General features: G+C 54.3%; 25 protein-coding genes and 1 pseudogene. 7 read left to right on the top strand and 19 right to left on the bottom strand.

What is annotated here, in order from left to right; translation table 11 throughout:
• Nucleotides 1-376 precede the first annotated feature (376 nt).
• From ACLD72_RS04065 to ACLD72_RS04075, 3 genes are all read right to left on the bottom strand, one after another.
• Entirely contained in the window at nt 377-598 is a 222-nt protein-coding gene (locus ACLD72_RS04065) for a hypothetical protein (protein ID WP_410996046.1), read from the bottom strand.
• A 127-nt stretch (nt 599-725) separates the two neighbouring features.
• The gene (locus ACLD72_RS04070) at nt 726-1,502 is read right to left on the bottom strand and encodes an SDR family NAD(P)-dependent oxidoreductase (RefSeq protein WP_410996048.1); all 777 of its coding nucleotides are present in this window, start codon (nt 1,500-1,502) and stop codon (nt 726-728) included.
• A gap of 35 nt (nt 1,503-1,537) precedes the next feature.
• Nucleotides 1,538-1,996 (bottom strand): chemotaxis protein CheX, encoded by a 459-nt coding sequence (locus ACLD72_RS04075; protein ID WP_251591191.1) that lies wholly within the window; start codon nt 1,994-1,996, stop codon nt 1,538-1,540.
• Nucleotides 1,997-2,257: 261 nt separating this feature from the next.
• Between ACLD72_RS04075 and ACLD72_RS04080 the strand changes: the two genes are divergently transcribed.
• Both ACLD72_RS04080 and ACLD72_RS04085 read left to right on the top strand, forming a co-directional pair.
• Complete coding sequence (locus tag ACLD72_RS04080; RefSeq protein ID WP_251591194.1) at nt 2,258-3,160, top strand: LysR family transcriptional regulator; 903 nt, start codon at nt 2,258-2,260, stop codon at nt 3,158-3,160.
• A gap of 35 nt (nt 3,161-3,195) precedes the next feature.
• Complete coding sequence (locus ACLD72_RS04085; RefSeq protein WP_410996050.1) at nt 3,196-4,005, top strand: histidinol-phosphatase; 810 nt, start codon at nt 3,196-3,198, stop codon at nt 4,003-4,005.
• Between the two features lie 156 nt (nt 4,006-4,161).
• On the opposite strand, the gene ACLD72_RS04090 is transcribed toward ACLD72_RS04085, so the two are convergent.
• The 3 genes from ACLD72_RS04090 to ACLD72_RS04100 form a co-directional block, all read right to left on the bottom strand.
• Nucleotides 4,162-4,725, bottom strand: a complete 564-nt coding sequence (locus tag ACLD72_RS04090; RefSeq protein ID WP_410996052.1) for a GNAT family N-acetyltransferase — start codon at nt 4,723-4,725, stop codon at nt 4,162-4,164.
• Nucleotides 4,722-5,453, bottom strand: coding sequence for a DUF1361 domain-containing protein (locus ACLD72_RS04095; RefSeq protein ID WP_410996054.1), 732 nt, complete (start codon nt 5,451-5,453; stop codon nt 4,722-4,724). The genes ACLD72_RS04090 and ACLD72_RS04095 overlap by 4 nt, the downstream gene beginning before the upstream one ends.
• Nucleotides 5,454-5,558: 105 nt before the next feature.
• Nucleotides 5,559-6,119 carry a GNAT family N-acetyltransferase gene (locus tag ACLD72_RS04100; protein WP_410996056.1) on the bottom strand — a complete coding sequence of 187 codons (561 nt, stop codon included), beginning with the start codon at nt 6,117-6,119 and terminating at the stop codon, nt 5,559-5,561.
• Between the two features lie 78 nt (nt 6,120-6,197).
• Here ACLD72_RS04100 and ACLD72_RS04105 point away from each other — a divergent pair, with 78 nt between their 5' ends.
• Nucleotides 6,198-6,518 (top strand): MGMT family protein, encoded by a 321-nt coding sequence (locus tag ACLD72_RS04105; protein WP_410996058.1) that lies wholly within the window; start codon nt 6,198-6,200, stop codon nt 6,516-6,518.
• Here ACLD72_RS04105 and nagZ read toward each other — a convergent pair.
• The 9 genes and pseudogenes from nagZ to selD form a co-directional block, all read right to left on the bottom strand.
• Complete coding sequence (gene nagZ / locus ACLD72_RS04110) at nt 6,511-7,839, bottom strand: beta-N-acetylhexosaminidase (RefSeq protein WP_410996060.1); 1,329 nt, start codon at nt 7,837-7,839, stop codon at nt 6,511-6,513. The genes ACLD72_RS04105 and nagZ overlap by 8 nt on opposite strands.
• Nucleotides 7,836-8,414, bottom strand: coding sequence for a TIGR00730 family Rossman fold protein (locus tag ACLD72_RS04115; protein ID WP_410996062.1), 579 nt, complete (start codon nt 8,412-8,414; stop codon nt 7,836-7,838). The genes nagZ and ACLD72_RS04115 overlap by 4 nt, the downstream gene beginning before the upstream one ends.
• Complete coding sequence (locus tag ACLD72_RS04120; RefSeq protein ID WP_410996064.1) at nt 8,411-8,995, bottom strand: hypothetical protein; 585 nt, start codon at nt 8,993-8,995, stop codon at nt 8,411-8,413. Before ACLD72_RS04120 ends, ACLD72_RS04115 begins: the two co-directional genes overlap by 4 nt.
• 74 nt (nt 8,996-9,069) lie before the next feature.
• On the bottom strand, nt 9,070-9,525 hold the full coding sequence (locus ACLD72_RS04125) for a DinB family protein (RefSeq protein WP_410996505.1): 456 nt from the start codon (nt 9,523-9,525) through the stop codon (nt 9,070-9,072).
• A 133-nt stretch (nt 9,526-9,658) separates the two neighbouring features.
• Nucleotides 9,659-9,838 (bottom strand): annotated as a pseudogene (locus ACLD72_RS04130) (MerR family transcriptional regulator); the annotation flags it as partial.
• Between the two features lie 773 nt (nt 9,839-10,611).
• Complete coding sequence (locus ACLD72_RS04135) at nt 10,612-11,448, bottom strand: DUF2785 domain-containing protein (RefSeq protein ID WP_410996066.1); 837 nt, start codon at nt 11,446-11,448, stop codon at nt 10,612-10,614.
• Between the two features lie 63 nt (nt 11,449-11,511).
• The gene (locus tag ACLD72_RS04140; protein ID WP_410996068.1) at nt 11,512-11,802 is read right to left on the bottom strand and encodes an S-layer homology domain-containing protein; all 291 of its coding nucleotides are present in this window, start codon (nt 11,800-11,802) and stop codon (nt 11,512-11,514) included.
• 294 nt (nt 11,803-12,096) lie between these two features.
• On the bottom strand, nt 12,097-13,149 hold the full coding sequence (gene mnmH / locus ACLD72_RS04145) for a tRNA 2-selenouridine(34) synthase MnmH (RefSeq protein WP_410996072.1): 1,053 nt from the start codon (nt 13,147-13,149) through the stop codon (nt 12,097-12,099).
• Nucleotides 13,150-13,188: 39 nt separating this feature from the next.
• The gene (gene selD / locus ACLD72_RS04150; protein WP_410996074.1) at nt 13,189-14,241 is read right to left on the bottom strand and encodes a selenide, water dikinase SelD; all 1,053 of its coding nucleotides are present in this window, start codon (nt 14,239-14,241) and stop codon (nt 13,189-13,191) included.
• Nucleotides 14,242-14,427: 186 nt separating this feature from the next.
• Between selD and ACLD72_RS04155 the strand changes: the two genes are divergently transcribed.
• The 3 genes from ACLD72_RS04155 to nrdG all read left to right on the top strand — a co-directional run bounded on the left by ACLD72_RS04155 (nt 14,428) and on the right by nrdG (nt 18,553).
• Nucleotides 14,428-15,486 (top strand): permease, encoded by a 1,059-nt coding sequence (locus tag ACLD72_RS04155; protein ID WP_410996076.1) that lies wholly within the window; start codon nt 14,428-14,430, stop codon nt 15,484-15,486.
• Between the two features lie 353 nt (nt 15,487-15,839).
• Nucleotides 15,840-18,029, top strand: coding sequence for an anaerobic ribonucleoside-triphosphate reductase (nrdD, locus tag ACLD72_RS04160; protein ID WP_458475571.1), 2,190 nt, complete (start codon nt 15,840-15,842; stop codon nt 18,027-18,029).
• 5 nt (nt 18,030-18,034) lie between these two features.
• On the top strand, nt 18,035-18,553 hold the full coding sequence (gene nrdG, locus ACLD72_RS04165) for an anaerobic ribonucleoside-triphosphate reductase activating protein (protein ID WP_410996080.1): 519 nt from the start codon (nt 18,035-18,037) through the stop codon (nt 18,551-18,553).
• 349 nt (nt 18,554-18,902) lie between these two features.
• Here the strand turns inward: nrdG and ACLD72_RS04170 are convergent, their stop codons facing one another.
• The 4 genes from ACLD72_RS04170 to ACLD72_RS04185 all read right to left on the bottom strand — a co-directional run bounded on the left by ACLD72_RS04170 (nt 18,903) and on the right by ACLD72_RS04185 (nt 21,277).
• The gene (locus tag ACLD72_RS04170; RefSeq protein ID WP_410996082.1) at nt 18,903-19,370 is read right to left on the bottom strand and encodes a DUF5381 family protein; all 468 of its coding nucleotides are present in this window, start codon (nt 19,368-19,370) and stop codon (nt 18,903-18,905) included.
• Nucleotides 19,371-19,412: 42 nt separating this feature from the next.
• A complete protein-coding gene (locus ACLD72_RS04175; protein WP_410996084.1) occupies nt 19,413-19,934 on the bottom strand; it encodes a YfiT family bacillithiol transferase in 522 nt (173 codons plus the stop codon).
• 397 nt (nt 19,935-20,331) lie between these two features.
• Nucleotides 20,332-20,667: a cupin domain-containing protein gene (locus ACLD72_RS04180; protein ID WP_410996086.1), complete on the bottom strand. Its 336-nt coding sequence runs from the start codon at nt 20,665-20,667 to the stop codon at nt 20,332-20,334.
• Nucleotides 20,660-21,277, bottom strand: a complete 618-nt coding sequence (locus ACLD72_RS04185; protein ID WP_410996088.1) for a DUF4269 domain-containing protein — start codon at nt 21,275-21,277, stop codon at nt 20,660-20,662. Before ACLD72_RS04185 ends, ACLD72_RS04180 begins: the two co-directional genes overlap by 8 nt.
• Nucleotides 21,278-21,551: 274 nt before the next feature.
• On the opposite strand from ACLD72_RS04185, the gene ACLD72_RS04190 reads away from it, so the two are divergent.
• Nucleotides 21,552-25,769, top strand: a complete 4,218-nt coding sequence (locus ACLD72_RS04190; protein WP_410996090.1) for a S8 family serine peptidase — start codon at nt 21,552-21,554, stop codon at nt 25,767-25,769.
• Nucleotides 25,770-25,780: the final 11 nt, after the last annotated feature.

Here is a 25,780-nt window from a genome sequence, read left to right on the forward strand (position 1 = left end):
CGCAAGCATCGATTTTGGCTTATCCTGATGTGTTCTTACTTTGTGCAAACGTTTGAATTTCGATCGATATTAATCCCTGGCCCGATTTAAAGTGCCTAACCACCTTGTGCAAACGTTTGAATTTTTAGGCGTGCTTCACTCACCTCCAATATTGGGATATTACAGTTCCTTTTAAACAAAATGATGTAAGCGCGTTCAAAATCGATAAGTCCTAAATATGTTTATTTATGGGAACTATAGTTAGATTGTACCAAATATTTTGGTTTTTTCAATATTTTTTATACGTTTTGCAATATTCCCGGAGAAATAGCGGTAAATTATGGCCTTATTCTGTAAATTCAGCTTGTTGTTCGCCAAATAACGGTAATTTGGGGCCCTATTTTACAACAAGCCGGGGAAAATCACCTTTTCCTCTCCTTTTGCCAAGAATAGCGGTAAAAAATTCCTTTATTTTGTCCCATCTGCCTTTCTCGCCAAAGATAACGCCCTTTTTTACCGCTATGGCCGAGTCTTCCGCAACTTCCGCAGCTTCTGTAGCTTTCGCAGTTTCTGCGCCTTCCACGCCTTCCGCAACTTCCGCAGTTTCTGTGCCTTCCACGCCTTCCGCAACTTCCGCAGTTTCGCATCTTCCGAACTTCCGCACCTTCCGCGACTCGGCAAATCATAACCGCCTAACCGGACACTTTTCATACACACAAAAACCCGCCCTCACAGGCAGGTTATGGTTATTTCTTATTCAGCAGCCGGTAGCTGATCCGATCCGCCAAACCGGGAAACATCTGGTACCATTTTGCCCCCACCCCGGCGATCCAAGGAAGGTTGATTTCCGTACGGCCCTTCTCCGCGGCGGAGACGATCGCCTTTGCCACTCGCTCCGGCTTTAGCATGAACCATTTGACGTTGCGCACATAATCCCCGCTCGGATCGGCAAGGTCAAAAAACGGCGTATCGATCGGCCCCGGGTTGATCGTCGACACTTTAATGCCGTACGGCCGAACCTCCTGGCGCAGCGCGCTGCTGAAGCCGACCACGGCGTGTTTGGTGGCGGTGTAGGCCGTCGATTTGGCGGTGCCGATTTTGCCCGCCAGCGACGCGACGTTCACGATCGTGCCGGAATGCGCCGACTTCATGTACGGCAAAACGGCTTGGGCACAGCGGACCATTCCTATGTAATTTACATTCATCATTTCCGCAAATTCGGGCAAAGGCATTTGGTCGAAGTATTCGAACTTGCCGTACCCGGCATTGTTCACCAGAACATCCACCCGCCCGTACTCGGAAAACACCCGCTCAAATCCCGATCGCGTCGAAACATCGTCGCTTACATCCATTTCAAGCAGCTGATACGGCCCTTTCATCCCCGATCCGACCTGTTTCAGCTTGTCCATTGAACGCGCGGCAAGCACAACGACGGCTCCCCGCTCCGACAGCATTTGCGCCGACAGCGCGCCGATGCCGCTGGATGCGCCGGTGACGACAACGATCCGCTTGTTTAAAGACATGGTCATTCATCCCTTCAAACTAGGATGCTCCTATCTTAAGAGATCATCACTTGAATGTCCAGTTCGCCAATGCCGTCCATCAGCAGCGGTATGCACAGCGCTTTGCGCGGCAGAAATCCGCTGGCCGTTTCCGTCTTGATCACCTGCGGGGGCGTAATATCTACCGCAAAACCCTGGTTGGACAACAACGTGCTGGCATTTCCGCTGATCATATTTCCCAGCTCCGAAATCGCGCTTTGCCCCATCTCGTCCATTTCCGTAAGCACAAATCCGCCCATCATCGCCGATACGATCCGGAGAGCGACGTTTTCCTGCAAACCGAACACAACCATGCCGCTGAAATGGCCGGTCATGCCAATCTGAATCCATATGTGATCCTGTACGGGAATCACATCTTTGACGCCCATGCTCCCAGTTGAAGGAGAAATTTGAACGACCTGTTCAATGACCGAACGCGCTGATTCAAGAAAAGGATTTATCACTTCTGCTTTCAAAATTATGCGCCCCTTTTCACTAGGAGAATAACTTATTCAATACAAAAGACCCATCTTTTAGTTAATGCTAATTATACTTTATTCCTATTCATAAGTCATTAAAAATCGCAGAATTGCGTCGAATAGCACATAATAACGGAGGATGCTTCAAGTCCCAGGGCGGCCGATCATTGATTTACTTCGGGAAAATCACCTATAATTAATAAAATCAAAAGGAAGCCTCGTCAGGGATAACAAACCTACGGAAAGGAGGTATGCCTGGTGAACATCAGCCAGTTGGAAACATTGATCACCATTTCCAAAACCAAAAGCTTCCGCAAAGCCGGAGAACTGCTTAATCTGACCCAGCCCGCCGTGTCCGCACAGATCAAAAGCCTTGAGGACGAATTCCGGACCGTGCTGGTCGACCGCAATCAACCCGTCACGCTAACCGATCGGGGGCAGGTATTTCTTGAGCAGGCGGAACGGATACTGGATATTGTCGAGGAGCTCAAGCAGAAGCTGTCCGATATGGAGCACACGCCGCAGGGCCATATCGTACTCGGGACCACGACGTCGATCGCCATCCAGATCCTGCCGCGCATTTTGTCCTATTTTCAAGACCAGTTCCCCCTGATCAAAACGACCATCCAGTCCATGCCGTCCAGCCTGATTTATCAAAACGTGGAGCAAGGGCTCGTCGATATCGGGATTGGTTATTTGATCGAAAACAACCCGCAGGTGTTGTCTTCGGTGCTTTACTACGATACGTTCGAACTGGTCGTTTCGCCGCTGCACCCTCTGGCCAGCCTTCGCAATCCTTCGCTGGATTCGCTCCGGGAGGTTCCGCTCATTATGCTGTCTCCCGACACCGTCGGACGGCGGTTTATCGACGAGGTGTTCAAGAGGCACGAAATCGACCCCCATATTGTGATGGAGCTGTCCAGCAGCGAAGAAGTCAAACGGATGGTGGAGATCAATTTGGGGGCGGCGATTATTTCCAAGCAGTCGATTTTGCGGGAGTTGAAACAGGGTTCCCTAAAGATCGTCCCGATCCCCGAGCTGGAGGTCACTCATCCGGTCGGGGTCATCTATAAATCCAGCCGGTACGTCAATTCGGCGATGCAGCAGTTTCTCGGAGACTTGAAGGGCATGCCGGAAACGCATTTCATCAGTTCCGAATAACCGGCAGTCCCTAACTGAAAGGAGCCGACAGAATTATGAAGTTCGACCTTCATACGCACCATTTCCGCTGCGGACATGCCGACGGCAATATCCGGGATTATATCGAGGCGGGCATCGCCGCGGGATTGTCCGTGATTGGCATCAGCGACCATACCCCGTATTTCGGCAGTCCGGAAGACAGACCGTTTCCCCGGATCTCGATGGGCAAAAAGGAGTTCGCCGGCTACGTCGACGAAGTGCTGAAGCTGAAAAAGGAATACGAGGGCAAAATCGACGTTCTGCTCGGGATCGAATCCGATTTCTTCCCGGAACATGCCGAAGTTTATCGGAATACACTAAACCAGTATCCGTTTGATTATGTGATCGGCTCGGTGCACAGCGTCGGCGAGGTCAGCATTTTCAACAAAAACCGTTGGAAAGGCCTCAGCCCGCAGGAAAAAATCGCTACGAAAGAAGGCTACTACGATTTGATCCGGCAATCGGCGCAAAGCGGGATGTTTCAAATTCTCGGGCATATCGACGCCATGAAAGGCAACTATCCGGCATTTTCGGACATTCCCGCCACGGAGGCGATCGACGATACGCTGAAGACGATTGCGGACAGCGGGGTGGCCATCGAGATCAACACCTCGGGAAAAACTAAGCTGAGCGGCGGCTGGTACCCTTCTGACGCCATTCTCGAACGCGCGCTGCATTTTGGCGTAGATGTCACTTTCGGCTCGGATGCCCACATCCCTCAGCGCGTCGCCGACGAATGGGACGATGTCGCCCGGCGCCTTAGGGACATCGGTTTCCGCGAATGGGTGTATTTCAAAAACAAACAAAAGATATCCGTGCCGCTGTAACTTATCCGGACAAAAAAAGAGAATCCGCGCCGCATGCACCGGATTCCAAAAAGAAAATATATATTCAAAAGGGGGTCATGTAATAAGTGTACCCTCTTTCTATTAGGGTTTGATCACAGCTATATTTCAATTGTGTAACAAATATCGTTCCTTTTGTTAAAAGAACCAATTACGTTCGCCAATATACAGCAGCAAGCTTTCCTCCTGCCCCTCCCGCCCTGCGGCGGGCGGAATGTGCGCTTCGCGGCGCATACCGCATTTTTGCAGCACGCGTTCCGAAGCCGGGTTGTCGCTGCTGCAGCGGGCCTCAATTTTCGCCAGCCCCAACGTGTCAAACCCAAAGCCCAGCACAGTCTGTGCCGCCTCGGTTGCCAGCCCCCGATTCCAATAAGCCGGCGACAGCATGTAGCCGATCCGCGCTTTTTGTCCGTCCGAGCGTAAGTATTGCAGGGAACACAGGCCGATGAACCGCCCTTCCCGTTTATATTCCACCGCAAAATGAAGGTCCCGCAAACTGCGGTAAGACTCTTCGAAATAGCGGAACAAGCGCTCCGGAAACTGCAGCCTGTCCGAACGGATCGCCACATGTCTGCGTACGGCCGGAGTGGTGATGCAGTCGTATAAAGCGTCCGCGTCCCGGAGCTCCAGCTTGCGCATAACAAGCCGCTCGCTTTCCAGCACCGGAAACCGCTCCTGCAGCTTTTGCCTGATCCCGCTCAAAGTTCACCCGCCCGCTTTCGCATCGCCCCGGCCCCGTACAATACGACATAACAAAACAACGTTATGATAAATATCCACTTACAGAACGTCATCGCATGCGAAACATTCCCGGGATCGCCGAAGTAAGCCACAGTCTCCCGCACCACATACATAGGGGATCTTAACAAATCCCAGCTGTTCCAACGGATGAAACGGCCCAGATATATGCCGAAGCTGCTTAGCAGCAGCACCGCGATCGCAAACGCCCAGCCAGCGGCGCTTCCCCAGGCTTTCCGGACCAGTCCGTGAACCGAGGCGAGGGAAACGGAAGCGAGCGCCAAACCAAGCAAGGCGACAAAAAACAAGGTGAACAGATGATCCCAAAATGACATTTCGAGCCAAAACTTTCCGGTTTCCGGGATCGGATACCGGTTGAAGGGATGCAGCATATCGGTAATTAAATAGGCCGCATTCGGGTAAAAAAACAGCCAGACTAAACCGGCCGGCAGCATTAGCCCCCATCTGGCCGGCCGGGACGGAATCAGGCTGATGAAATCAAGCGCAATCGCCATCCCCAGCGGAATCCAGGCCAAAAACGTGTTCCAGATCAGGAACAGGTAGGGAGGACGCCCTCCTCCAGGCAGCTGCGTATCGATCACATATTTCATGCCGATCACGCTCGCGGCGAATAACGCGATATACAAGTACAATTTGACGGGGTATCCCAGCTCTTTAAAAGTTTGCCGCATTCACGCACCTCCAGCTCGCTTTGCTTTAACGAATAAACGATGATGACGCTCGAATTGTTACGGCGTATCACGGCTTATCGGGCGGGAGGTTGGTCCGGTAAGCGCCTATTCCATCGCTTCGTTTCTAAGCACCATATGGATGTGATCCTCCCACGCCCCGTTGATGTACAGATATTTGTAGGCCAAGCCCTCATGATAAAATCCGCATTTCTCGGCGACCCGCAAGGAAGCCGCGTTGCGCGGAATGATGTTGGCTTCGATCCGGTGCAGGTAAAGCCCCGATGCGGCAAACGCGTACAATGTCACCCGGCGGACCGCTTCGGTCATATACCCCTTCCCATGCTCCTTCCCATCTAGCCCGTAACCCAGATGACAGGATTGGAAAGCGCCCCGCACAATGTTGCTTAAGGCCACCGAACCGATGACCCGCACCGGCTCCTCCTGACGAAAAATCCACCATTTGCACAGGTCGCCGCTTGCGATTTTCTCCGACTCCTGATGAAGCAGCTCGCGCTGGTATTCCAACGTGTAGTACGCGGGCTCCTTGGTTCGCTCCCAAGGTCCGAGCACTTCCCTGTTCCGGCGCAAATAGTCCAGGACGGCTTCCGCATCCGGCGCGCCCAGCTCTTTCAAAATCAGCCTTTCGGAGTATAAAATAGATTCCATATGAACCACCTCAAGCTTATTAAGTTAAACTAATAAGGGTACGGATAATAAGTACTATGTGAAGGAGAGTTATGCACCATGCAGCCGTTTACCGCCAAAGTGATTGAAGTTATCGCCGCCATCCCGCCCGGAAAGGTGATGACGTACGGCCAGATCGCCGCTTGTGCCGGAAGCCCGCGGGCCGCGCGCCAGGTCGTGCGGATTTTGCACAGCATGAGCCGCAAGCACGGGCTTCCCTGGCACCGCGTCGTCAATGGGCAAGGGCAGATTGCGCTGCAGGACGAGGAGTCTTTCCAGGAGCAGGTGTGGAACCTGGAAGCGGAGGACGTTGAGATACTGCCGCACGGCCGGATCGATTTAATCCGGTATCAATATCACCCGGATCAAGCGGCTATTTAAGCCCATTCTCCTCCAGCAGCGAGCGAATTTCCCGGTTGATCGCTTTTAAGTCCGGACCGGAAGCCGGCTTTTCGGCCAGCGCGTATTTCGCTTTCAGCTTCAGCACGTTGTACACGCGATCGTCCAGCTCTTCGGCGGAAATTTTTCCCGAAGCCACGGCTTCGCGAATCGCTTGAATTACCGCCTGCTCTTGATCGTAGTTATGTCCAACGAGCACGATATTGCCGCCGGCCAGCAGGAACTGCACCGCCGCTTCGCCGATGTCGTAGTTTTTGACGATCGCGCCCATGGTCATATCGTCGGAAATAATCGTCCCTTTGAACTGGAGCTCCTCCCGCAGCAAGCCGTGAATGACCGGTTCGGAGAAAGATGCCGGATGGTCAGGGTCCAGCTTCGGCAGCAGCAGATGGGCGATCATGACGACGTCGGCGTCTTCCTTGATCGCGCGCGCGAACGGAACCAGCTCCAGCTTACGCAGCCGGTCCAGGTCATGCTCCACCACCGGCAGGCCCAGGTGGGAATCAACCGCCGTATCGCCGTGGCCGGGAAAATGCTTCACGACCGGGATGACGCCTTGCTCCCGGATCCCGTTCATGACGGCAATGCCCATTTTGCTGACGATTTCCGGCTCCACGCCAAACGCGCGGTCCCCGATGACCGGGTTGTCGGGATTGCTGTTGACGTCGAGCACCGGCGCAAAATCGAGGTTCAGGCCGAATCCGGACAACTCTTTGCCGATGACTCCGCCGATTCGTCCGGCCAGTTCCTCGCTGCCAATATCGCCGATCGCGCGCATCGCCGGCAGCTTAGCGAACTCTCCGGGCATCCGGCTGACGCGCCCGCCCTCTTCATCGACGCTCAGAAAAAGCGGGACGGGCTGGTCCCGGTTCGCTGCCTTGAGCGCGTTAAACAACGCAAGCGCCTGCTTTTTATCCTGGATATTGTCCTTGTAAAAAATAAACCCGCCGACATGTTCCTTTTCGATCAAATCGCGGACGTTTTGATTGATCTCGGTGCCCTCCATGCCGACAAGCACCAGCTGACCGATTTTTTCGTCGGTGCTTAGTTTGCCGAGCTGTTCAAGGACGGGATCAGCGGGTGCCTGCTCGGATTCGCCGGTGCCGGGAGCATTCCCCGCCCCGCCCGATCCATCCGCCGGCGGCTGCACGTTCGTCCCGCCGCTGCCGGCGGAGGATGAACCGTTCGCACCGCCCCCAGTGCCCGGCGCTGAACCGCCGCCCGGCGTCCCTGTCCGGCCGCCGCACCCGCTAACGATCAGAACAAGCAGCAAAATCACAATCATGCCCCGGTAACTAGTCATTTTTCCTGCCTCCACTTGGTCTCGGCGATCGCCGGTACAAAATTTTTCATCCGGGTGATCAGCTCGCCCGGGTCATCAGCCATATTGATCAGCGACAGGTGGCCTTCATCGACAAATCCGGCATCGATGCAGGATTTCACCAGCCCAAGCAGCGGATCGTAATAACCGGCCGCGCTCAGCACGCCAATCGGCTTCCGGTGAATTCCGATCTGCAGCCAGCACAGCGCCTCAAACAACTCTTCCAGCGTGCCAAAGCCGCCCGGCAGAGCGATAAATCCATCCGCCAGCTCGCTCATCTTCGCTTTGCGGGCGTGCATATCCTTGACTTCAATGAACTCCGTCAAGCCAGGGTGGGCCGCTTCCCCGTGAAGCAAGCCGGTAGGCATCACGCCCACGACTTCGCCGCCGCCGGCCAGCGCGGCATCGGCCACGGCGCCCATCAGCCCGTGCTTGGATCCTCCATATACGAGGCGGAAGTTGTGCTCGGCCAAATAGCGCCCAAGCTGCTCGGCCGCGCCGCGATATCGTTCATCCTTGCCGAACCTCGATCCGGCATATACGCATATCGTTTTCATCCTCTTCCCCCTCTTATTCCATTATGGCCCGCCGGCCGCTCCGGCACCGCTTCGGTTTCGCCCGCGACATTCCAGCGGTGCCTGTATTTCTCAAGCTTGGGATGCGGGGCGGCAGGGTTATCCGACAACAATAACCTCAGCTTGACAATCCATTCCTCAAATGAAGAAAACCCCGCAAACCGGTTCGCCATGTCCGGCGTCATGTACAAAAAATAAGGGGACGGATATTTTTCCGTCAAATACCGCAACGCGGCATCCGCCGGCGTATATTTCTTCCGCTTCCCCTCCCAGCCTTCCACCAGCACCTCTACATCCGCGGCGCCGCGCTCCCGCTTCCACGCATGCAGCCGATCCTCTCTTTGGTAAAACGGGCCGGCCTGCTCGTTCGCTATCCTCTTCACGGTGAGTTCATGCAGCGGGTACAGCACAAGCTTGGCAAACGCCCGGCGGGCCGCCTCCTTGGCCGCAAAATCCAGTTCTTTATCCGAAATGTGCCTAAAAGAGTCGTAAAAAATGACCGTGCCTTTCCGGCTGGGGACCGGAGGCTCATATCCAAAGGGCACCTGAATGTTTTGTCTCAAACGTTGTTCCTCCTTGGGGCAGCGCCAAAATTGGGATATAAGGATAGAATGCCCTTTTTCCAAAGAAAAAGCAGTTACACGATGCCTCGGTTGATAAAGTTGGCAGAAACAGGCGCCCGCCCCAACTCGCGTGACCACACCGACAGTTGGCCGATATGGTGAATTTCGTGAGCGATGGTGTGCCGGAGGATTTCTCCGGCGGTGAAATGGCGGGTTCCATCGGTGACCGGGAGCCCCTCCATATCGTCCGTCCACGTACCGAGAAAGTCCGCCACTTCCTTATGAAACTCGGCCGACAACGCTTTTACTTTTTCCAAAGTATTATACTGCTCAAACGGCTCCTGAAAATCCGGCTTGCCCTGAATGACGCGAATCCAGCTCCACTCCACGTCAGCGATATGAAACAGCGTTTCCAGGATGCTTCCTACACCGCCAACCCGCTTCCGCAGCAGCTCCTCCTCGGGCAGATTTTCGCACCAGCCAAACCATTCGTCCCTGACTTGCCAGTTGTATTGGAACATTTTCAGCATACATTCGTCTCCTTTCCCTAACCAGCTTCTTCTGAAGTCGCAGTACCCTGATTCTACCATAAGTCCCGGGCAAAATAATCCCGCGGAACGTAAAAAGCCCTTTGGCGTGGCCAAAGGACTTTTCACATCTGCATTACTGCCGCGAAGCAAAAGCTTCCGCCGCGGCGTGCAAATAGTACGCCAGCCCGGTCTGCTGGGTCTCCAGCATATTCCGGTGGAACTCGTCGCTTAGGAAAAACTTGGTCCGACCCGCAAAATCGGCCGCCGTCAGCGTATGCCCGTGCTGATTTAAAAAAACCAGATGCCCTACGATCAGACTTTGAATCGAATCGTCCAGAGCGCCTCCTTCCATTCTTCCTCGTTCGCCCCTATTTCGCTCTAAACCCGTTCATCCAGGCCGATTTGAGGTAAATAAGATCATCTGTGTCCGTTTACATTGTTTAAACCTCCGTTTTTCCGCAGATAACGGCTCTGGTGTCCCTTAGCCCCAGACTCCTCTTCTCCTCGGTGGGAGGCAGATCACCACTCACTGTCCGGAGACTTTGCACGATTATCCCGTTTGATCAGGGTAGCAAAGAAACAGACGAGCTCGGGAGAAGAAAATATTTGGTGGAGAAGCAGATCGGTTCGAGATAATTTAGACGGACTTAGGAGAAGGAATCAGGTTTAGGGGAGATGAAACAGACCGAACAAGAGATTAAGATAGGAGACCACGAATCAAAAATTCACGAACTCGCGTTCGTTTTATCCCATTATATCAAACGTATGTTCCCTTATCAAGCCGAAAATCTCACCTGAACCGTCTCATTTTTTCCTCATCTTTTTTACTTCTCTCTTTTTTGGAACCCTTGCTAGCCCCCATTCCCTGCTCCCTGAACGAGAGGGATAATCGTGCAAAGGCAAGCAGCAGGCAGGGACACCAAGGCAGGGACACCAAGACACGAACCTGACACGAACCCTTTGGGCAGCCCCCTCACCTAGCGTCGATTTGTGACACTGCTCGAGGGAGGCTACGGTGCAAAATGTTAGGTTTGAGTTATAACCCTTCGCGCGAAAAGAGCGAAATAAACGGCGGAACAGGCGAAGTCACTCCCCCGCATGTTCCAACTGCCGCAACGTTTTTAAAATGATATCTATGTATTTATGGTGTGCCTCATGGTGCAAGACGCGGAAATACAAACTTCGCAGAAAGCATTTAACATTGGTACCAAGGACGTGGTCGTCGGGGAATCGGCCCGGTTTGGGAGCCGTCCCGAAACGCTTGATCCATCCGGCTACCTCTTCATCCGTAAGTATGCTTCTGTCCAAGACAGTAACGACGGCGGAAACCGTTCGCTCATCTTCTTCGTTGATAAAGGTGTACTGATGATTGCATATTTTCGCTTGAAGCGTATTTAAAATTTCCATAAGCGCAGGCCGCTGCATATGTTCCGACCGGGCGAGGTCTTCAAAGGCATCGGCGGCATGCGCCATGGCATGGGCCCAGCCCGTGTCCCCCGTGTATCCCCGGAGATCGTTTTCCATCAGCAGATACGCCACCAATTCGTTTTTGATCATTTCCGTATCGCCGCCGCTCAAAAAAGGCTCTTGCCTGTCCGCAAACAGGATTAACGGAATCAGAAGCACGGAGAACGAACGCGTAAATACGGACTCGGTGCCTTTCTCCCCGATTTTGCAGAAAAGGTGATGCTTGTCAAGGCAGATGTGGAGCAATTGGAGAAGTTGGTCATGGGTGTACATCCCTTGCGTGACCCAATGCTGGAGGGTCATATAGATCAATTCATCGCGCAAAAAAGGATCGGGGGCCCCGATATGATCCATCATCGACAAAGTGAATTCAAAGACCGGGGTAGAGGGGGGCGCCTGATAGTTATTTTCCCGGATTTCTATTAACCGTACTTTTAACTCAAAGGTATCTTCCATATTCGCACCTCATATTTAGGATGAAAAAAAGAGAAGCCCTAAGGACTTCTCCTCTTTAGCCGGTTATTCCTGCCCGATCGGCTGATCCGTGTGCCCCTGAAGTTTCACCAGTCTCATCAGCACGGCGGCCGCCTCGGCTTTGGTGACCGGCTGCTGCGGCAGGAATTTGCCGTTTTGCGGCTGCAGCAGTCCCAGTTTAAGCGTTACGGCCACCGCCCCCGGATGGGTGAGCGCTTTGGCGTCGGCCAACTTGTTGACCTTTTCGTCCTGATCCAAAAACTCCGCCAGCTTATCATAGTTTACGACCGCTGCCAGCATCACCGCCAATGGCTCGCGGGTGAGCGTTTCATCCATATTCAGCGCGCCTTCCGTACGGATTCAACCCCGGCTTAAACGCAGCCCCTTGCGGCAGCATGATTGAAATCGCTATCAAAGCAATAAGAAGCATTTTGGCCGGCGATTTTTTAGCTGCTTCCGGCTTTGGGCGATCGGAACTTTCGCCTTTACGACTATACTTCAACCTGTTTCATCCTCCCTTTTCCCATTTCTTCTTAATTGTATCGGCTATTAGGCAATTTTTCCAGGATGGATGTACAAAAAAACAGCCCATCCCCTCCATGAAGCGAGGCGGGACGAGCTGTTTCACATTTACGGTTTATCCACGGCAAGCGAAGCCGGCTTGGTCAAAAGCCGTTCCACCCCGGCCACGGCCTCCTCAACCGAAGCGGCACGGACGACCGCAAACTCCGCTCCGGTGTACTGATCTTCGGTATGCGCATAACGCGGGTCGTAATAATACGCCAGCAGCAATTCCACCGCCCGGTCGTACTTCCCGGAGGTTAGACACGACTCGATCTCCGCGGCGACCGGGGTGTGAATTTTCGATTTGATTTTGCGGAAAGATTCCAGACATGCCTCCGGGTGCTTCCACGGCTCATAATCCTCCAAAATAATCTTGACGCGCGCCTCCATCGGCAGCTCCAGGCGAATATGGCGTCCCTGCTCTTTTTTGGCGGCGAGGAACTCCGGCATGACCACTTTGCCGATCCGCTTGCTTTCCGCCTCCATCAATACATACGGTTCCTCCTGGTATCGCAGCAGCTCATCGAGCAGCAAGGAGTCGAACATTTTCTGGTTGCGGGATTTCAGGCCGATTTGTCCAAAAGCCGAGCCGCGATGCCCGGCCAACTCCTCCAGATCGATCACCGGGTATCCTTTCTCCTTCAGCGTGCGAAGCAGCAGCGTTTTTCCGCTGCCCGTATTCCCATGAATCACCACCATTTGCGGGATGAGTGACATATTTTCGAGCGTGCTGACGACCCACTGCCGGTAAGCCCGGTATCCTCCCGCGAGCCGGTAAGCATGGATGTCCATCAGGGACAGCAGCGTAGCCGTCGTTTTGCTGCGCATGCCGCCGCGCCAGCAAAAAACGGCTTTCCGCCCGGGAATTTCGGCGAATTGCCGGATAAACCTCGGCAGCTTGGCCGAGACGATCTCCAAGCCCCGCTGCTTGGCGGCCTCCACGCTGGCTTGTTTGTATAACGTCCCGATTTCGGCGCGTTCCCGGTCATCGAACAACGGGATGTTGACGCTGCCCGGAATCGTGGATTGCGCAAATTCCGAAGGCGAGCGAACGTCGATAAGCGAGAGCCCTTTCTGCCGCTGCTCTACCCATTCCTCCAGGCTCAAATCCTGAAACATGTTCAAAAACTCCTTCTTGATGTTAATCCCACCGCTTCATTAGACTTCGACAACGATCCGCCCGGCGGGCCCGTCCGTCACTTCGCCGATCAGGCTGGCTTCTACGCCCGCATCCACCAGAGCCGGAAGCAGCTTGTCCGCCTGCGCCGAGCTTACCGAAATGAGCAATCCCCCGGAGGTCACCGCATCGCACAAAATATAGCGGTCGGTCTGATCCAGCGCTTCCGGGAACGAAATGTCGGCTTCCACGTGAGCGTAATTGTTTTTCGTGCCGCCCGGAATGAAACCTTGCTCCGCCAGCTCTCTGACGCGCGGAAGCACGGGTACCGCACTTTTGCGGATCGTGATGCCTGCGCCGCTGCCTTTGGCCATCTCCAGGGCGTGTCCCATCAATCCAAAGCCGGTGACATCGGTGCAAGCGTGGACCTCGTATGGCTCCATGACCTCGGCCGCAGTTTTGTTCAGCGTCGTCATCACGGACGTCACCCGTTCCGTCTCCTCTTTGCTGAGCTGGTCCTTTTTGATCGAAGTCGTCATGATGCCAACGCCGATCGGCTTCGTCAGGATCAGCTTGTCCCCGGGTTTCGCGCCGGCATTCGTTCTGACCTTGTCCGGATGCACCAGCCCGGTGACGGCCAAGCCGAATTTGGGCTCTTTATCGTCGATGGAGTGGCCCCCAACCAAGGTAGCTCCCGCTTCTCTAACCTTGTCGGCCGCGCCGCGCAAAATGTCGGCCAAAATGCTTTTGTCCAGCGTGGAAATCGGAAAAGCTACTATATTAAGCACGGTAAGCGGTTTGCCGCCCATCGCGTAAATGTCGCTGATCGCGTTTGCCGCCGCCACCTGCCCGAACGAATACGGGTCGTCCACGATCGGCGTGAAAAAATCGACGGTCTGCACCAGTGCCAAATCATCCGACAACCGGTAGACACCGGCATCATCGCTTGTGTCCAGGCCAACGAGCAGATCGGGATTCGGCTCCGCAGGCGGCAGATTGCGGATGACCTGCATCAAATCGGCGGGACCGATTTTGCAGCCGCAGCCGCCTTTGCTGGATAAAGATGTTAATTTAACGGAATCCGTTGTTGACATGAATCCTCACGTTCCTTCCCTAACGAGATGGTTTGAAAACCGTTTACTCCTTTATAAATCGTACTCCAGTTGCCGGGAAAAAGGCAACTGATCTTCTCGCCTTCTCGATCTTGGCACGCATCTTGGCCTTGTAACATTGTGTTATACTATTGCTTGTGCAAAATTTATAGATACGCGGAGGGAATCATGACTTCTTCAAACAGCGAAAACTTCCATTCGGCGCGTTCTTTCAACCGGAAGACCGTGTTTTTCGTGATTCTGTTTCTCATCATAGCCATCGCCGGCTTAAGTTATGTCAAGTGGTGGCCCTATTATGAAAAAGCGCTCAAAAGCGCAGCCAGCCACTCGATCGGTTCTTCGATTTTGGGCTCGGACACGGCGGCGGCCCCGTCGTGGGGCGCGGCGGTAGACTATGCGATCGTCTACTTCAAGTCGGTGTGGAAGGCGGCGGTGCTTGGCATCCTGCTCGGCTCGCTCGTGCAAGTGCTGCTTCCGGCCCAGTGGCTGTATAAGGTGCTGGGCAGCAGCCGCTTCAAAAGCACCTTCCTCGGCGGCGTCGCTTCCCTTCCGGGGATGATGTGCACCTGCTGCGCCGCTCCGATCGCCGCCGGCCTGCGCAAAAGAAACGTGTCGGTCGGGGCGAGCCTCGCTTTTTGGATCGGCAATCCGGTGTTGAATCTGGCCACGCTCATTTTTATGACGTTCGTGCTGTCGTGGGAATTCACCTTGCTTCGGCTCGTGTTCGGGATCCTGATGACGTTCGGGGTCAGCTATTTGGCGAACCGGTTCGCCAAAGGCAAGGAGGTTCCCGCTCCGGCCGCAATCGAAGCCGCCGAAAGCAAGGACAAAACGCCGTTTGTGGTGCGTTGGCTGAAAAGCCTGGGCCTGATGATCCTGAACGTCGTGCCGGCCTATTTGCTGTCCGTGCTTGTGCTTGGCGCTTTCCAAAACACGATGTTCCCGGTGGCACTGGGCGGCGGTTTCCTTGCGATCCTCGTGTTCGCCTTCGTTGGCACCCTGTTCGTCATTCCGACGGCGGCCGAAATTCCGATCATTCAATCATTTACCGCGCTTGGCCTTGGCGCCGGACCTGCGGCCGCTCTGCTGCTGACGCTGCCGGCCGTCAGCCTGCCGTCCATGCTGATGGTGTCGCGCTCGTTCCCGCGCAAAGTGCTGCTGTTTGTGTTTGTGTCGGTCGTTGCGATCGGCATCGCTGCCGGGATCGTGGGGGCTTGGGTGCTGTAACGACATAAGGGATAGGCCCATTAGGTTCGGCATGTCCCCCTGTAAAATAACGGTAATTCATGGCCTTATTCGCCGATACCCGCTTGAAATTTATAAATAGAGGTAAATTGTGGCGCTATTTTTCCAGGAGCGAACGAAATCGAACGATTTCATTCTTTCCTTGCGGAAATAGCGCCTTTTTATTCCTCTATTAGCCCGCTAATCTTCAATGCGACGGAAATAACGCCCTTTTTTACCGCTATTGTTCGGGTCGACGACCGCGATCTTGCGAGCGATAGGTTTGGGAGTGCGTGACATCACCGTTTTTTCCAGCCGGGTGTGCTATACTCACCAAGCAAAACAAAGAACAAAGGGTGATTGTTACGTTAGTCATTAAACGCGACGGGTCCGAGGTGGCCTTCAACCAGCAAAAAATTATCGACGCGATTTGCGCCGCCATGAACAGCACGGAGAAGAAAGTCGACATGAATGTGGCGCAAAAGGTAGCCGACAAAGTGACCGCCAGAATCTCCAAGCTGGATAAGGTGGATATCGAACATATTCAGGACGAGGTACAATCCGCGCTGATGAACAGCCGCAGAAAGGACGCGGCTGAAGCGTATATCGGTTACCGTGAAATCCGCACGCTGAAAAGACGCGAGCGCAGCAGCCTGGACAAAAAGGTGCTGGGATTGCTGGAACTGACGAACGAGGAAGTGCTCAAGGAAAATTCCAACAAGGATGGAGCGACCATTCCGACGCAGCGGGACCTGCTGGCCGGCATTATGGCCAAGGATTTCGCCCAGACCTACATGATTCCCAAACGGGTGGTGGAAGCCCATAACAGCGGAAGCCTGCATTTTCACGACCAGGATTACAGCCCGTATTTCCCGATCTACAACTGCATGCTGATCGATCTCAAAGGCATGCTGGAGAACGGCTTTAAGCTGGGCAACGCGCAGATCGAAACGCCGCGCTCCATCACGACCGCGACAGCGATCACGGCGCAGATCATCGCCCAGGTGGCCAGCCATATTTACGGCGGGAACACGATTAACGAAATCGATAAAATTTTAGCGCCTTATGTGGCGAAATCTTTTGTCAAACACTATAAGAACGGCCTGGAATGGTTGTATGAACTGGATAGCGCGGCGACCGCCGGGCTTGATATTTCCTATGAAAATACGAAATTGCACGAACGTTATCCAAAATGCTTCGACTACGCCAAAAAGCTGACGGAAAAGGAAACTTTCGACGCGTTCCAATCACTGGAGTATGAAATCAACACGCTCGTGAGCGCCAACGGCCAGACGCCGTTCAGCACGTTCGGGTTCGGGCGGGGCTTAAGCTGGGAGGAACGGCAGATCCAAATTGCCATTTTGCGGAATCGCATCCGCGGTCTTGGCAAGGACGGCAAAACGCCGGTGTTCCCCAAGCTGATTTTCGCCCTGGAAGAAGGGGTGAATTTGCGGCCGGGCGATCCGAATTACGACATCAAGCAGCTCGCGCTCAAATGCAGCACGCTGCGCATGTATCCCGACATCATTTCAGTGCCGAAAGTCAAAGCGATTACCGGGTCGTTCAAATTCCCGATGGGTTGCCGCTCCTTCCTCGGCGCTTACGAAGAGAACGGGCGGGAGCTGCACGACGGGCGTTTCAACATGGGCGTGGTGACCGCCAATCTGCCGCGGCTGGCGATTCAGGCAAAGGGATCGGAGCAGACCTTCTACAAGCTGTTGGACGAGCTGCTGGAGGTTTGCAAGGAAGGCCTGATGTACCGCATCGAACGCTTGCGGGGCGTCAAAGCCAAGGTCGCGCCCATTTTGTACATGGAAGGAGCGGCAGGCAGCCGGCTCCAGCCCGAAGACACGATCGATCACCTGCTGCAAAACGGCCGGGCCAGCATCTCGCTGGGGTACATAGGCATTCATGAGACGATCTTGGCGCTGCATGGCAAACATATCTTCGACGCCGACGCACTAAGGCAAAAAGGCCTCGACATTGTGCGGTATTTGAGTGAAAAGGCTGCGGAATGGAAAAATGAAACCGGGTACGGCTTCAGCCTCTACTCCACGCCGGCGGAGTCGCTGTGCTATCGCTTCTGCAAGCTGGACGAGCAGCGTTTCGGAAGCCTCGAAGGAATTACGGACAAAGGCTACTACACCAACTCGTTCCATCTGGACGTGGCCAAAAAGGTGACGCCGTTCGAAAAAATCGAATTCGAAAAACAGTACCCCGTTTACGCCAACGGCGGCTTCATCACTTACTGCGAATTCGACTCGCTGGTGCAGAATCCCGAGGCGCTGGAAGCGGTGTGGGACTACGCTTACGAGCGGGTGCCTTACTTCGGGACGAACACCCCGACGGACAAATGCCTGGAATGCGGATTCGAAGGGGAATTTGAAGCGACCAGCACGGGATTTGAGTGCCCGAATTGCGGAAACCGCAATCCCAAAACCTCCTCGGTCATCCGGCGCTGCTGCGGTTATCTGTCCGAGCCGAGCCAGCGGCCGTTCAATGCGGGGAAACAGCAGGAAGTGCTCGCCCGCGTCAAACATATGTGACGCCTATGAACATCGCCGATTACAAAAAATTCGACGTGCTGAACGGAAGAGGGCTGCGCAACTCGCTGTTCACCTCCGGCTGCACTCATCATTGCCAAGGCTGCTTTAACGCGGCTACCTGGAATTTCGCCTACGGTTTCCCCTATACGCAGGAATTCGAGGATCAGGTCATCGCCGATTTACAAGTGGAGGACATCCGTCTGGCGGGCCTGTCCATCCTCGGCGGCGAGCCGTTTCAAAACGTGGACGGGCTGCTCGGTTTGGTCCAGCGGGTTCGGGCGGAATGCCCGGGCAAGGACATCTGGATCTGGTCGGGCTATACGTTCGAGGAGATCCTTGCCGACGCTTCCCGCATGGAGTTGCTCGCCCATTGCGATGTGTTGATCGACGGCCGGTTTATTTTGGAACAGCGTAATCTCAAACTGAAGTGGAGGGGCTCGGAAAACCAGCGGGTGCTCGATGTCCGGGAGAGCTTGCGGGAGCGCACCGCCGTTTGGCTAAAGTCGGAGCAACGCGGTTTGTAAAGCGGGGGAAAACAGGCAAAAACCAGGCTGCCTGCCTGGTCTGAGCGGTCTGAGAAACTCCAGCGAAACACATAAGGACAAAAAAGGGCGTTATTCCGGTGATATCCGTCCACTTGCGAGAAATAGCGGCATTTTATGTCGCTATTTTCTTTGGGTCGCAAGGAAATGCCCGCGTACTGGACATTTATAGGATAATAAGTACATAAAATGGCGCTAATGGGGAAGAACATGCCGGGCCCCGAGTAATAAGCACATAAAGTTCCGCTATTTTGAAGGCCGGCGGCCAGTCAGCCGGTCCAGCAGCAGTTGGTCTCCAAGCGCCGACTTCAAAGATACGGGCTTTGGCGGACTATTCTTTTCCGTTTCGGCTGATCAGACCGCGTAAATGCTTCATGACCGCATGGATTTCGGCATCAGTTAGCAAATAATAAGTGCTCACGGTCCAGGTTTCCTTGTTCTTGAGGTGAAAAATCAATTCCGGGAACTGAGGGAGCAACCACTTGCGGATCGAGGGACCGTTGTAGCTGATGCTCGAAATCTCCGGCCAAGCGACGGTGCGTGTTCCATCTGAAATGGCGCGCTGATCATAGGTGAGCAGGCACGGGTTGGACCGCAGAGCTCTGGGGAAGCACACAACGAAATAGCCCCCGAAAAACGGCAGCCCGATTATGGCCGAGGTGATGCAGAAAAACAGGCGGACCGGGCTAACGTCCATAAACAAAGCGGCGTACAGCAAAAACAGACAGGTGAGGACAAAAAGCAAGCTGCCCAGCGTTTTGCCCCATGCCACTGTTTTCCGGTAAGATATCGTCTTCATTTGTCCAACGCCTTCCAAAGTCTTCGGGATTCTCCATTCTGTCTAAAGATCCAGCCTCGTTCTCAACGACGCAATATGAGCCAAATGATGATTGCCGTGCCAGGCATAAGTGCCCAGATTGTAGGCGAGCGTGGTCGTTTGTCCCGATGCCGGGTGGTGGAACTGCCGCGCGTAATCCGCTTCGCTCAGCGATTTCAGCAATATCACCCATCTTTGGTGCAGTGCCTCAAGCAAGGCCAGTGAAACCTGAATATCCGCCCGGGAATCCGGCAGCTCGGACCAGCGGTCTTCAAAATAAGGCCGGATCGTCGGGTTGTCTTCCGTTAACGCCAGCTTAAACCGCGTATAAGCGTTGATATGACTGTCGGCTACATGGTGCACGACCTGACGGAGCGTCCAGCCTCCCTCCCGGTAGGGCAGGTTCAATTGATCTTCGCTTAATCCCGCAACCGCCTGCCTCATTCTTGCGGGCAGCGTCTCGATTTCCCGGATCCATTGCTCCCGCTGGGCGGCGGTAATTTCACCCGTAAATTCAAATTTGCCGATCGGATATCTATAGTCCATTTCTCATTTCGCCTCCTTTATTAATGATTTCATGTATACCCCAATTTGCTGCCGTTGTCGAGATACCAAGTTCCCACATCATCGCCTCCTCATATTCCTTGATGTGGCCGATCTTCCATTTTCGGAGGAACTATATTAACCACACGACTATTCTAACAGTTGCCACAACCACTATTTGTTCCAAAAACGTTGATTTCAAATTGTAACGGTTGCCATGGCGCTTATTTCACTAAACCCAGCCAATTTTGCTTAGTTTCAGGCAAATAACGGCGCTCACAACCGTTAGATTTTAGAAGAGGCCTTTTTTCGTAAAATAGCAGCTGCTACAACCGTTAGAGCTCCGGCGGACGATAGTTTCGATTCGAATGGTAGCGTGTGCTCTACTTCTTTTTGCGATTCAAGCCTGCACCCGGTCGTTGCGCTTATTCGGCTGCGAATAGACGAGGAACTCGAGCGGGTGCTCTGATTTGTTGAACACCTGATGTGGAGTTCCCGGCCGGACCTCGATCCCTTCATGGGCTTGAAGAAGATGTTCCGTTCCGTCGACTTCAATGTGCATGTATCCGGATAATACGAAGAAAAACTGGCTTGCTTTAATATGAAAATGCCTGGTTTCACGGGTGTGCGGGGGCATTTTTTCGTGAATGACGCTCATTTCTTCCCGGTCCACCAGCCTCCATCCGTCACAGCGTTCACCCCAAATGTAGTGCTCCGCGTTGCTTTTGCTAATCATGCATACCGCCCTTTCCTATACAAGTTGAACTAATCTTATGTGATAGGGCAGCCGTATATACAAATTCGGCCAACCTCCGGTCTTCCCAATCGTACAACTCCAGCAAAGCAGCATAAGGGTCCCCGGGCAATCCAAGCCAATCGGCAAATGCCGGCTCCGTTTTCATGCCCTGCTGCCTTCTCTGCCGAATTTCCCGTGAGGCCTGCGCTCCGGCCAATTCCAAAATGCGATGCTCAATCACCATATGTTTGTAAGCATTTTGCCCGGTGACCGGCACGGACTGGGCAAAAATTTCAAACGGGAATCCGCCGGCCGCAAAATTCGCTACCGTCCGCATCACTCCGTTGACGATTTTCGGCTTGCACCGGAAATCCTCGTACCCGCCAAACAGTAACTCTGCGTCTCTCTGAAACTTTTCGTGGTCGTAAACCTCGCATATGATGTCCAGATCGCTGGCCGGCAGGTCGATGCCGAGCGGAATTGTTCCGGCCAATACGGGTTGGTAGGGAGCGAGCAAATCCATGATTTTTATGTCCATCATCGTTTTGTAAGCCTTTTGCTGCCTCGGGTTCCCTTCCCGCAAATATTCTATCGTTGAAAAATCGCGCATCGGCAACCACCCTCACTCAAAACTAGAATCACGGAACGCTTTATACCATTTCAGTATATCACTCCATGCCTACTCTATCTTTTCAGAAATATACCTACAATGATATAGTTATTTTAGCCTGCGAATGGTAGAATCTTCTTAAATTTCTACTATATTCACATATAGGAAGGGAGGTTCATTGAGTTATACCCGGGAATTCCATCGGCTTCATGTATGTGTGATAACCGGCAACAGCTCGCGTGTAACCAATTTTCGTTTTTGGGAGGAGATAGAGTTGATAAGCAGAATTCGTTTTCGCACATGGCTCATCTATTTGCTTGCCCTGGGGCTGACCGCCACCGGAGCTTTCCCCGGTACAACCACAGCTTCCGGCTCGGAGCCTTCGCCATTAATCAGTCAGGTTTTAAACTCCGAAACCGAACCAGCTTCGGAACCGGTCATATCGCCGCAAATCGATACGTCATCCAAGGAACCGGTCAGAATTATCGTACAGCTCGATGGCCAACCTGCCGCGGCCGGAAAATTTGCGGCCAAAGCCGGCATGCGCTCCTTGGCTGCAGTAACGACGGAAGCTACGGTCAATAATGAACAGCAGAAATTTTTACATACCGCGGCCGGACAAGGCCTGGATCTGGACGTGAATTATCAGTACGACACCGTGCTCAACGGTTTTGAAATTACGATTCCGGCCAATCAAATCCCAAAGCTGGCGGACGTCCCCGGTGTCAAGTCGATCCATGAGAACAGCATATGGTATCCGGTTCCGCTGGAGACTGCTTCGATGGATGAAAGCGCTCCTTTTGAAATCAATCCGATCAAGCAAATCGGAGCCGACCTCGCCTGGGAAAAAGGGCTCACGGGCAAAGGCCTGAAGGTCGGGGTGATCGACACCGGCGTCGATTACAAGCATCCCGATCTCGCAGGGGCTTACAAGGGCGGTTATGACTCTTTTTATAATGACGACGATCCATATGAAGAACCGCCGATCGCCCAAGAAGACGATCCGCTCGGCACTGGGTACGAAGGAACGTCGCACGGCACCCATGTGGCGGGAACGATCGTCGGCCGGGCCGCCAATACGGAAAGCGACATCGTGCAAAAAGGCATTGCTTACGAGGCTGAGCTATACGCCTATAAGGTGCTGGGCAGAAATCAGGAAAACCCTGCCCAAACCAATGGTTCCTCCGCACAGGTGATCGACGGCATTGAACGGGCGGTCAAGGACGGGATGGACGTGATCAACCTGTCGTTAGGCTCCGATTCCGAAAAAGACGTCAATTCGCCGGATGCCGTCGCCATCAACAACGCCGTATTGTCCGGCGTCGTGGCGGTCGTCGCCAATGGCAACGCGGGTCCGGGGAATTACAGCATGGGCTCGCCGGCTACGGCTCAGCTGGCGATTGCGGTCGGCGGCGTAGACACCGACAGCCTGCATTATTCGGGCAGCCTGGATTCCAAATTTGCCAATTCGTCCGATTTATCGGACGCCACTTCCTCTTCGGCAACCTCGGCAACTTATGCCACCTATGATTTTAACGTCATGGCATGGGAGACGTTGCAGGATGATTTTCGCAACATTTTGGGTACGAAGCCGCTGGAGGTCGTCTATGCCAACCTTGGCAGCGATGAAGACTACGCGGGATTGGATGTCAAAGGCAAAGTGGTGTTGGTTTCCCGCGGGGCCCAGCCTTTTGCCTACAAAATCGCCAATGCCAAGGAGCGCGGAGCGGTCGCTATCGCCATTTTTAACGGTACGGCTGACGCCAGCGGCAAAAACGCCGAGTTAAGCGACGCGATTCCGGATGAGTATGACGGATACATTAACCTGCCTCAAGGCGATTCCTTTGACTATATTCCGACCCTTGACCTCAGGAGACAGGACGGGCTCGCCTTGGCCCGGGCCTTGACGGAAAATGACGGGCTCGCCTTGAACTTTACCTTCCCCGAAGAGTATCCGTCGGAAATCGTTCCGGGCGACTCGTTGTACGCTTACAGCTCCTGGGGGCCAAACGCCGACAAAGACCTGAGCATCAAACCGGATATCGTCGCCCCTGCCGTCAACATTAGGTCCAGTTATCCGGCATACGGCAACCTCGTGAAGGGTGCCTCGTACGATCGGGCTTATATGCGCAGCAGCGGCACCAGCATGGCGGCTCCGCATGTGGCCGGTTTGGCGCTGCTGCTCCTGCAGCAGCATCCGGATTGGACGCCTTTTGACGTTCGCGCGGCATTGGCTAACACCGCTGATGTGTTGGACAATGGAGATGGCGGTTTATATAAGGTATACCAGCAAGGAGCCGGGCGCGCCAACGTGGCAAACGCGGTCGAAACGCCCGCTTTGCTGCAAGCCGTTGAGCCGATCACGATCCTTGATCCGAATTACAACCGCAAAAACGTCATTAACTATAACTCATCCGCGAGCCTCGGCGTCGTTGCTCCCGGCTCGAGCCAAACCGATGTCCTGCAGTTGAAAAATACGTCGGACCAAGAAGTCAGTTATGAGGCATCCGTGGTGTGGCACGGCGGTCATCTTGGCGTGGAGGCCGAGCTTGACCTAACTGCGTTGACCGCCGCCGCCGGAGAAACCGCTACGTTCCAGTTGACCTTAACGGTGGCTCCCGATGCCGCAAGCGGATTTTATGAAGGACAGGTCAACCTGACAAACCCTGGCTTGCCGGAACTGCATCTGCCGTTTGTGGTTTACGTTGATAAGCAGCCGCCGGCGAATGGATTCGGTATTCAGGAAGCCAAGGTTACGAACTCCATCGTTTACCCGAACCGCAGCACGCAAAAGTCGACCGATTTGAGCTTTAAAGTGACGGCGACTGACACGAATTTTTTACAAATTCGGGTGTACAATGTGAATGACGAAATGCTCGGGTTGATCGGGGATCAGGTTACCGAGGACATTAACGACCGTTTTGCGCCAGGGGTTTATACCTTCGAAGGAATCGGCAGCGCGTATTACCCCGTCGATGCGAACGGCAATTTGATCCTCGATGGTCAAGGCCAACCGGTCACCCGTTACCTGGAGGACGGCATTTATAAAATTTGGATTTACGCCCTTCAGTTGGACAGCAACTATCAAATAGCCGTGAGAAAGGACGGCTCGGCAATTATGTACAACAGCGTCACCTCCTTCCGGGTGGACAACTCCAAAGGAAACGGCGGCGGTGGCAATGGAGGCGGTGGAGGCGGCGGTGGCCGCGACAAAGGCAGTAGTTCCGTTTCGAATCCGCCAGCTCCCGCCGAACCGTCGGGAAGCTTGAGCGCCGCGGCAAAAGCCGTTATTGCACCGGGCCACAAGCAGGTAAATCTCGTCGCCAAGACGACTACGAACGGCGGCGTCACAACGGCCGCGGCGGGCGACAGCGAGCTGAGCGCCGCACTGGCTTCGGCCGGATCCGGCTCGCCGGCTGCGGTTGTGCTCAGCTTGCCGGGTGCAACCGTAACAAACGCCAAGGCTTCGTTCCCAGCCGGGCAAGTTAAGCAGCTGGCCGCCCTGCATCCGCAAAGCGTGATCGTGTTTAGTGCAGCAGGTTCTGCTTTGTCTTTGCCGGTTAGCCTACTTGCGCAAGCTCCGGCTTCCGCCGGACTTGATCTGATTATCGAACCGTCCGAATCCGGCAAAGCAGCCTTTACGGAGCATGCTCCCGGTGCAACGGTGCTCGGGACACCGGTGCTTTTTGCAGCGAACTGGGTTGCCGAGTCCGGAAGCACGCCGCTCAAGGTGCCGGCTGGCACCTTCATCAAGCGGGCGTTCACCGTACCGGGTCAAATTGAGCCGGGAACGGCCGGGGTCCTTTATGAAGAGAACGGTGAAGTCAGACCGGTCGCTTCGGTATTCGCGGCCCGGGAAGACAAGACGACGCTGGTCACGGTAAACCGTCCTGGATTTTCCGTGTATGCCGCCGTCACTCGCACGATTCAATTCGATGATATTGCCGGTTCCCCAGCAGCGGACCATATTCAAGCGTTGGCAAGCAAGTTCATCATTGAAGGAACTTCCGCCGGCATGTTTTCACCAAACGGCAACTTGACCCGCGCGGAATTCACGTCCTTGCTCGTACGGGCGCTTGGTCTGAAAGCACAAGGCACAGCCGCCAAGTTCGGCGACGTGAAGGCGACCGACTGGTTCGCCGAAGACATCGCCGCCGCTAATGAAGCCGGCATCATCCACGGCAAAAGCCAAAGCGTGTTTGCCCCCGGCGCAAGCGTAACGCGTCAGGAAATGGCGGCGATTCTGGCAAGAGCTTTGGCGTTTACGGGAGCCAAGCTGCCGGCGGCCGATTCGCCGGCAGCTGCCTATGCCGATGCGGCGGAAATTGCCGCTTACGCCAAAGACAGCGTTCGGACGTTAACGGCCGCCGGCGTCATCGGCGGTGTGGAAGCTGACGGCGGAACAAAATTCCGTCCTAACGCCACCGCCACGCGCGAAACCGCCGCCTCGGCGCTGTATCTGCTGCTCAGCAAGGCAGGTTTGTCCGATTAACAACTGGATTC

The organism is Paenibacillus lacisediminis (genome assembly GCF_046567315.2).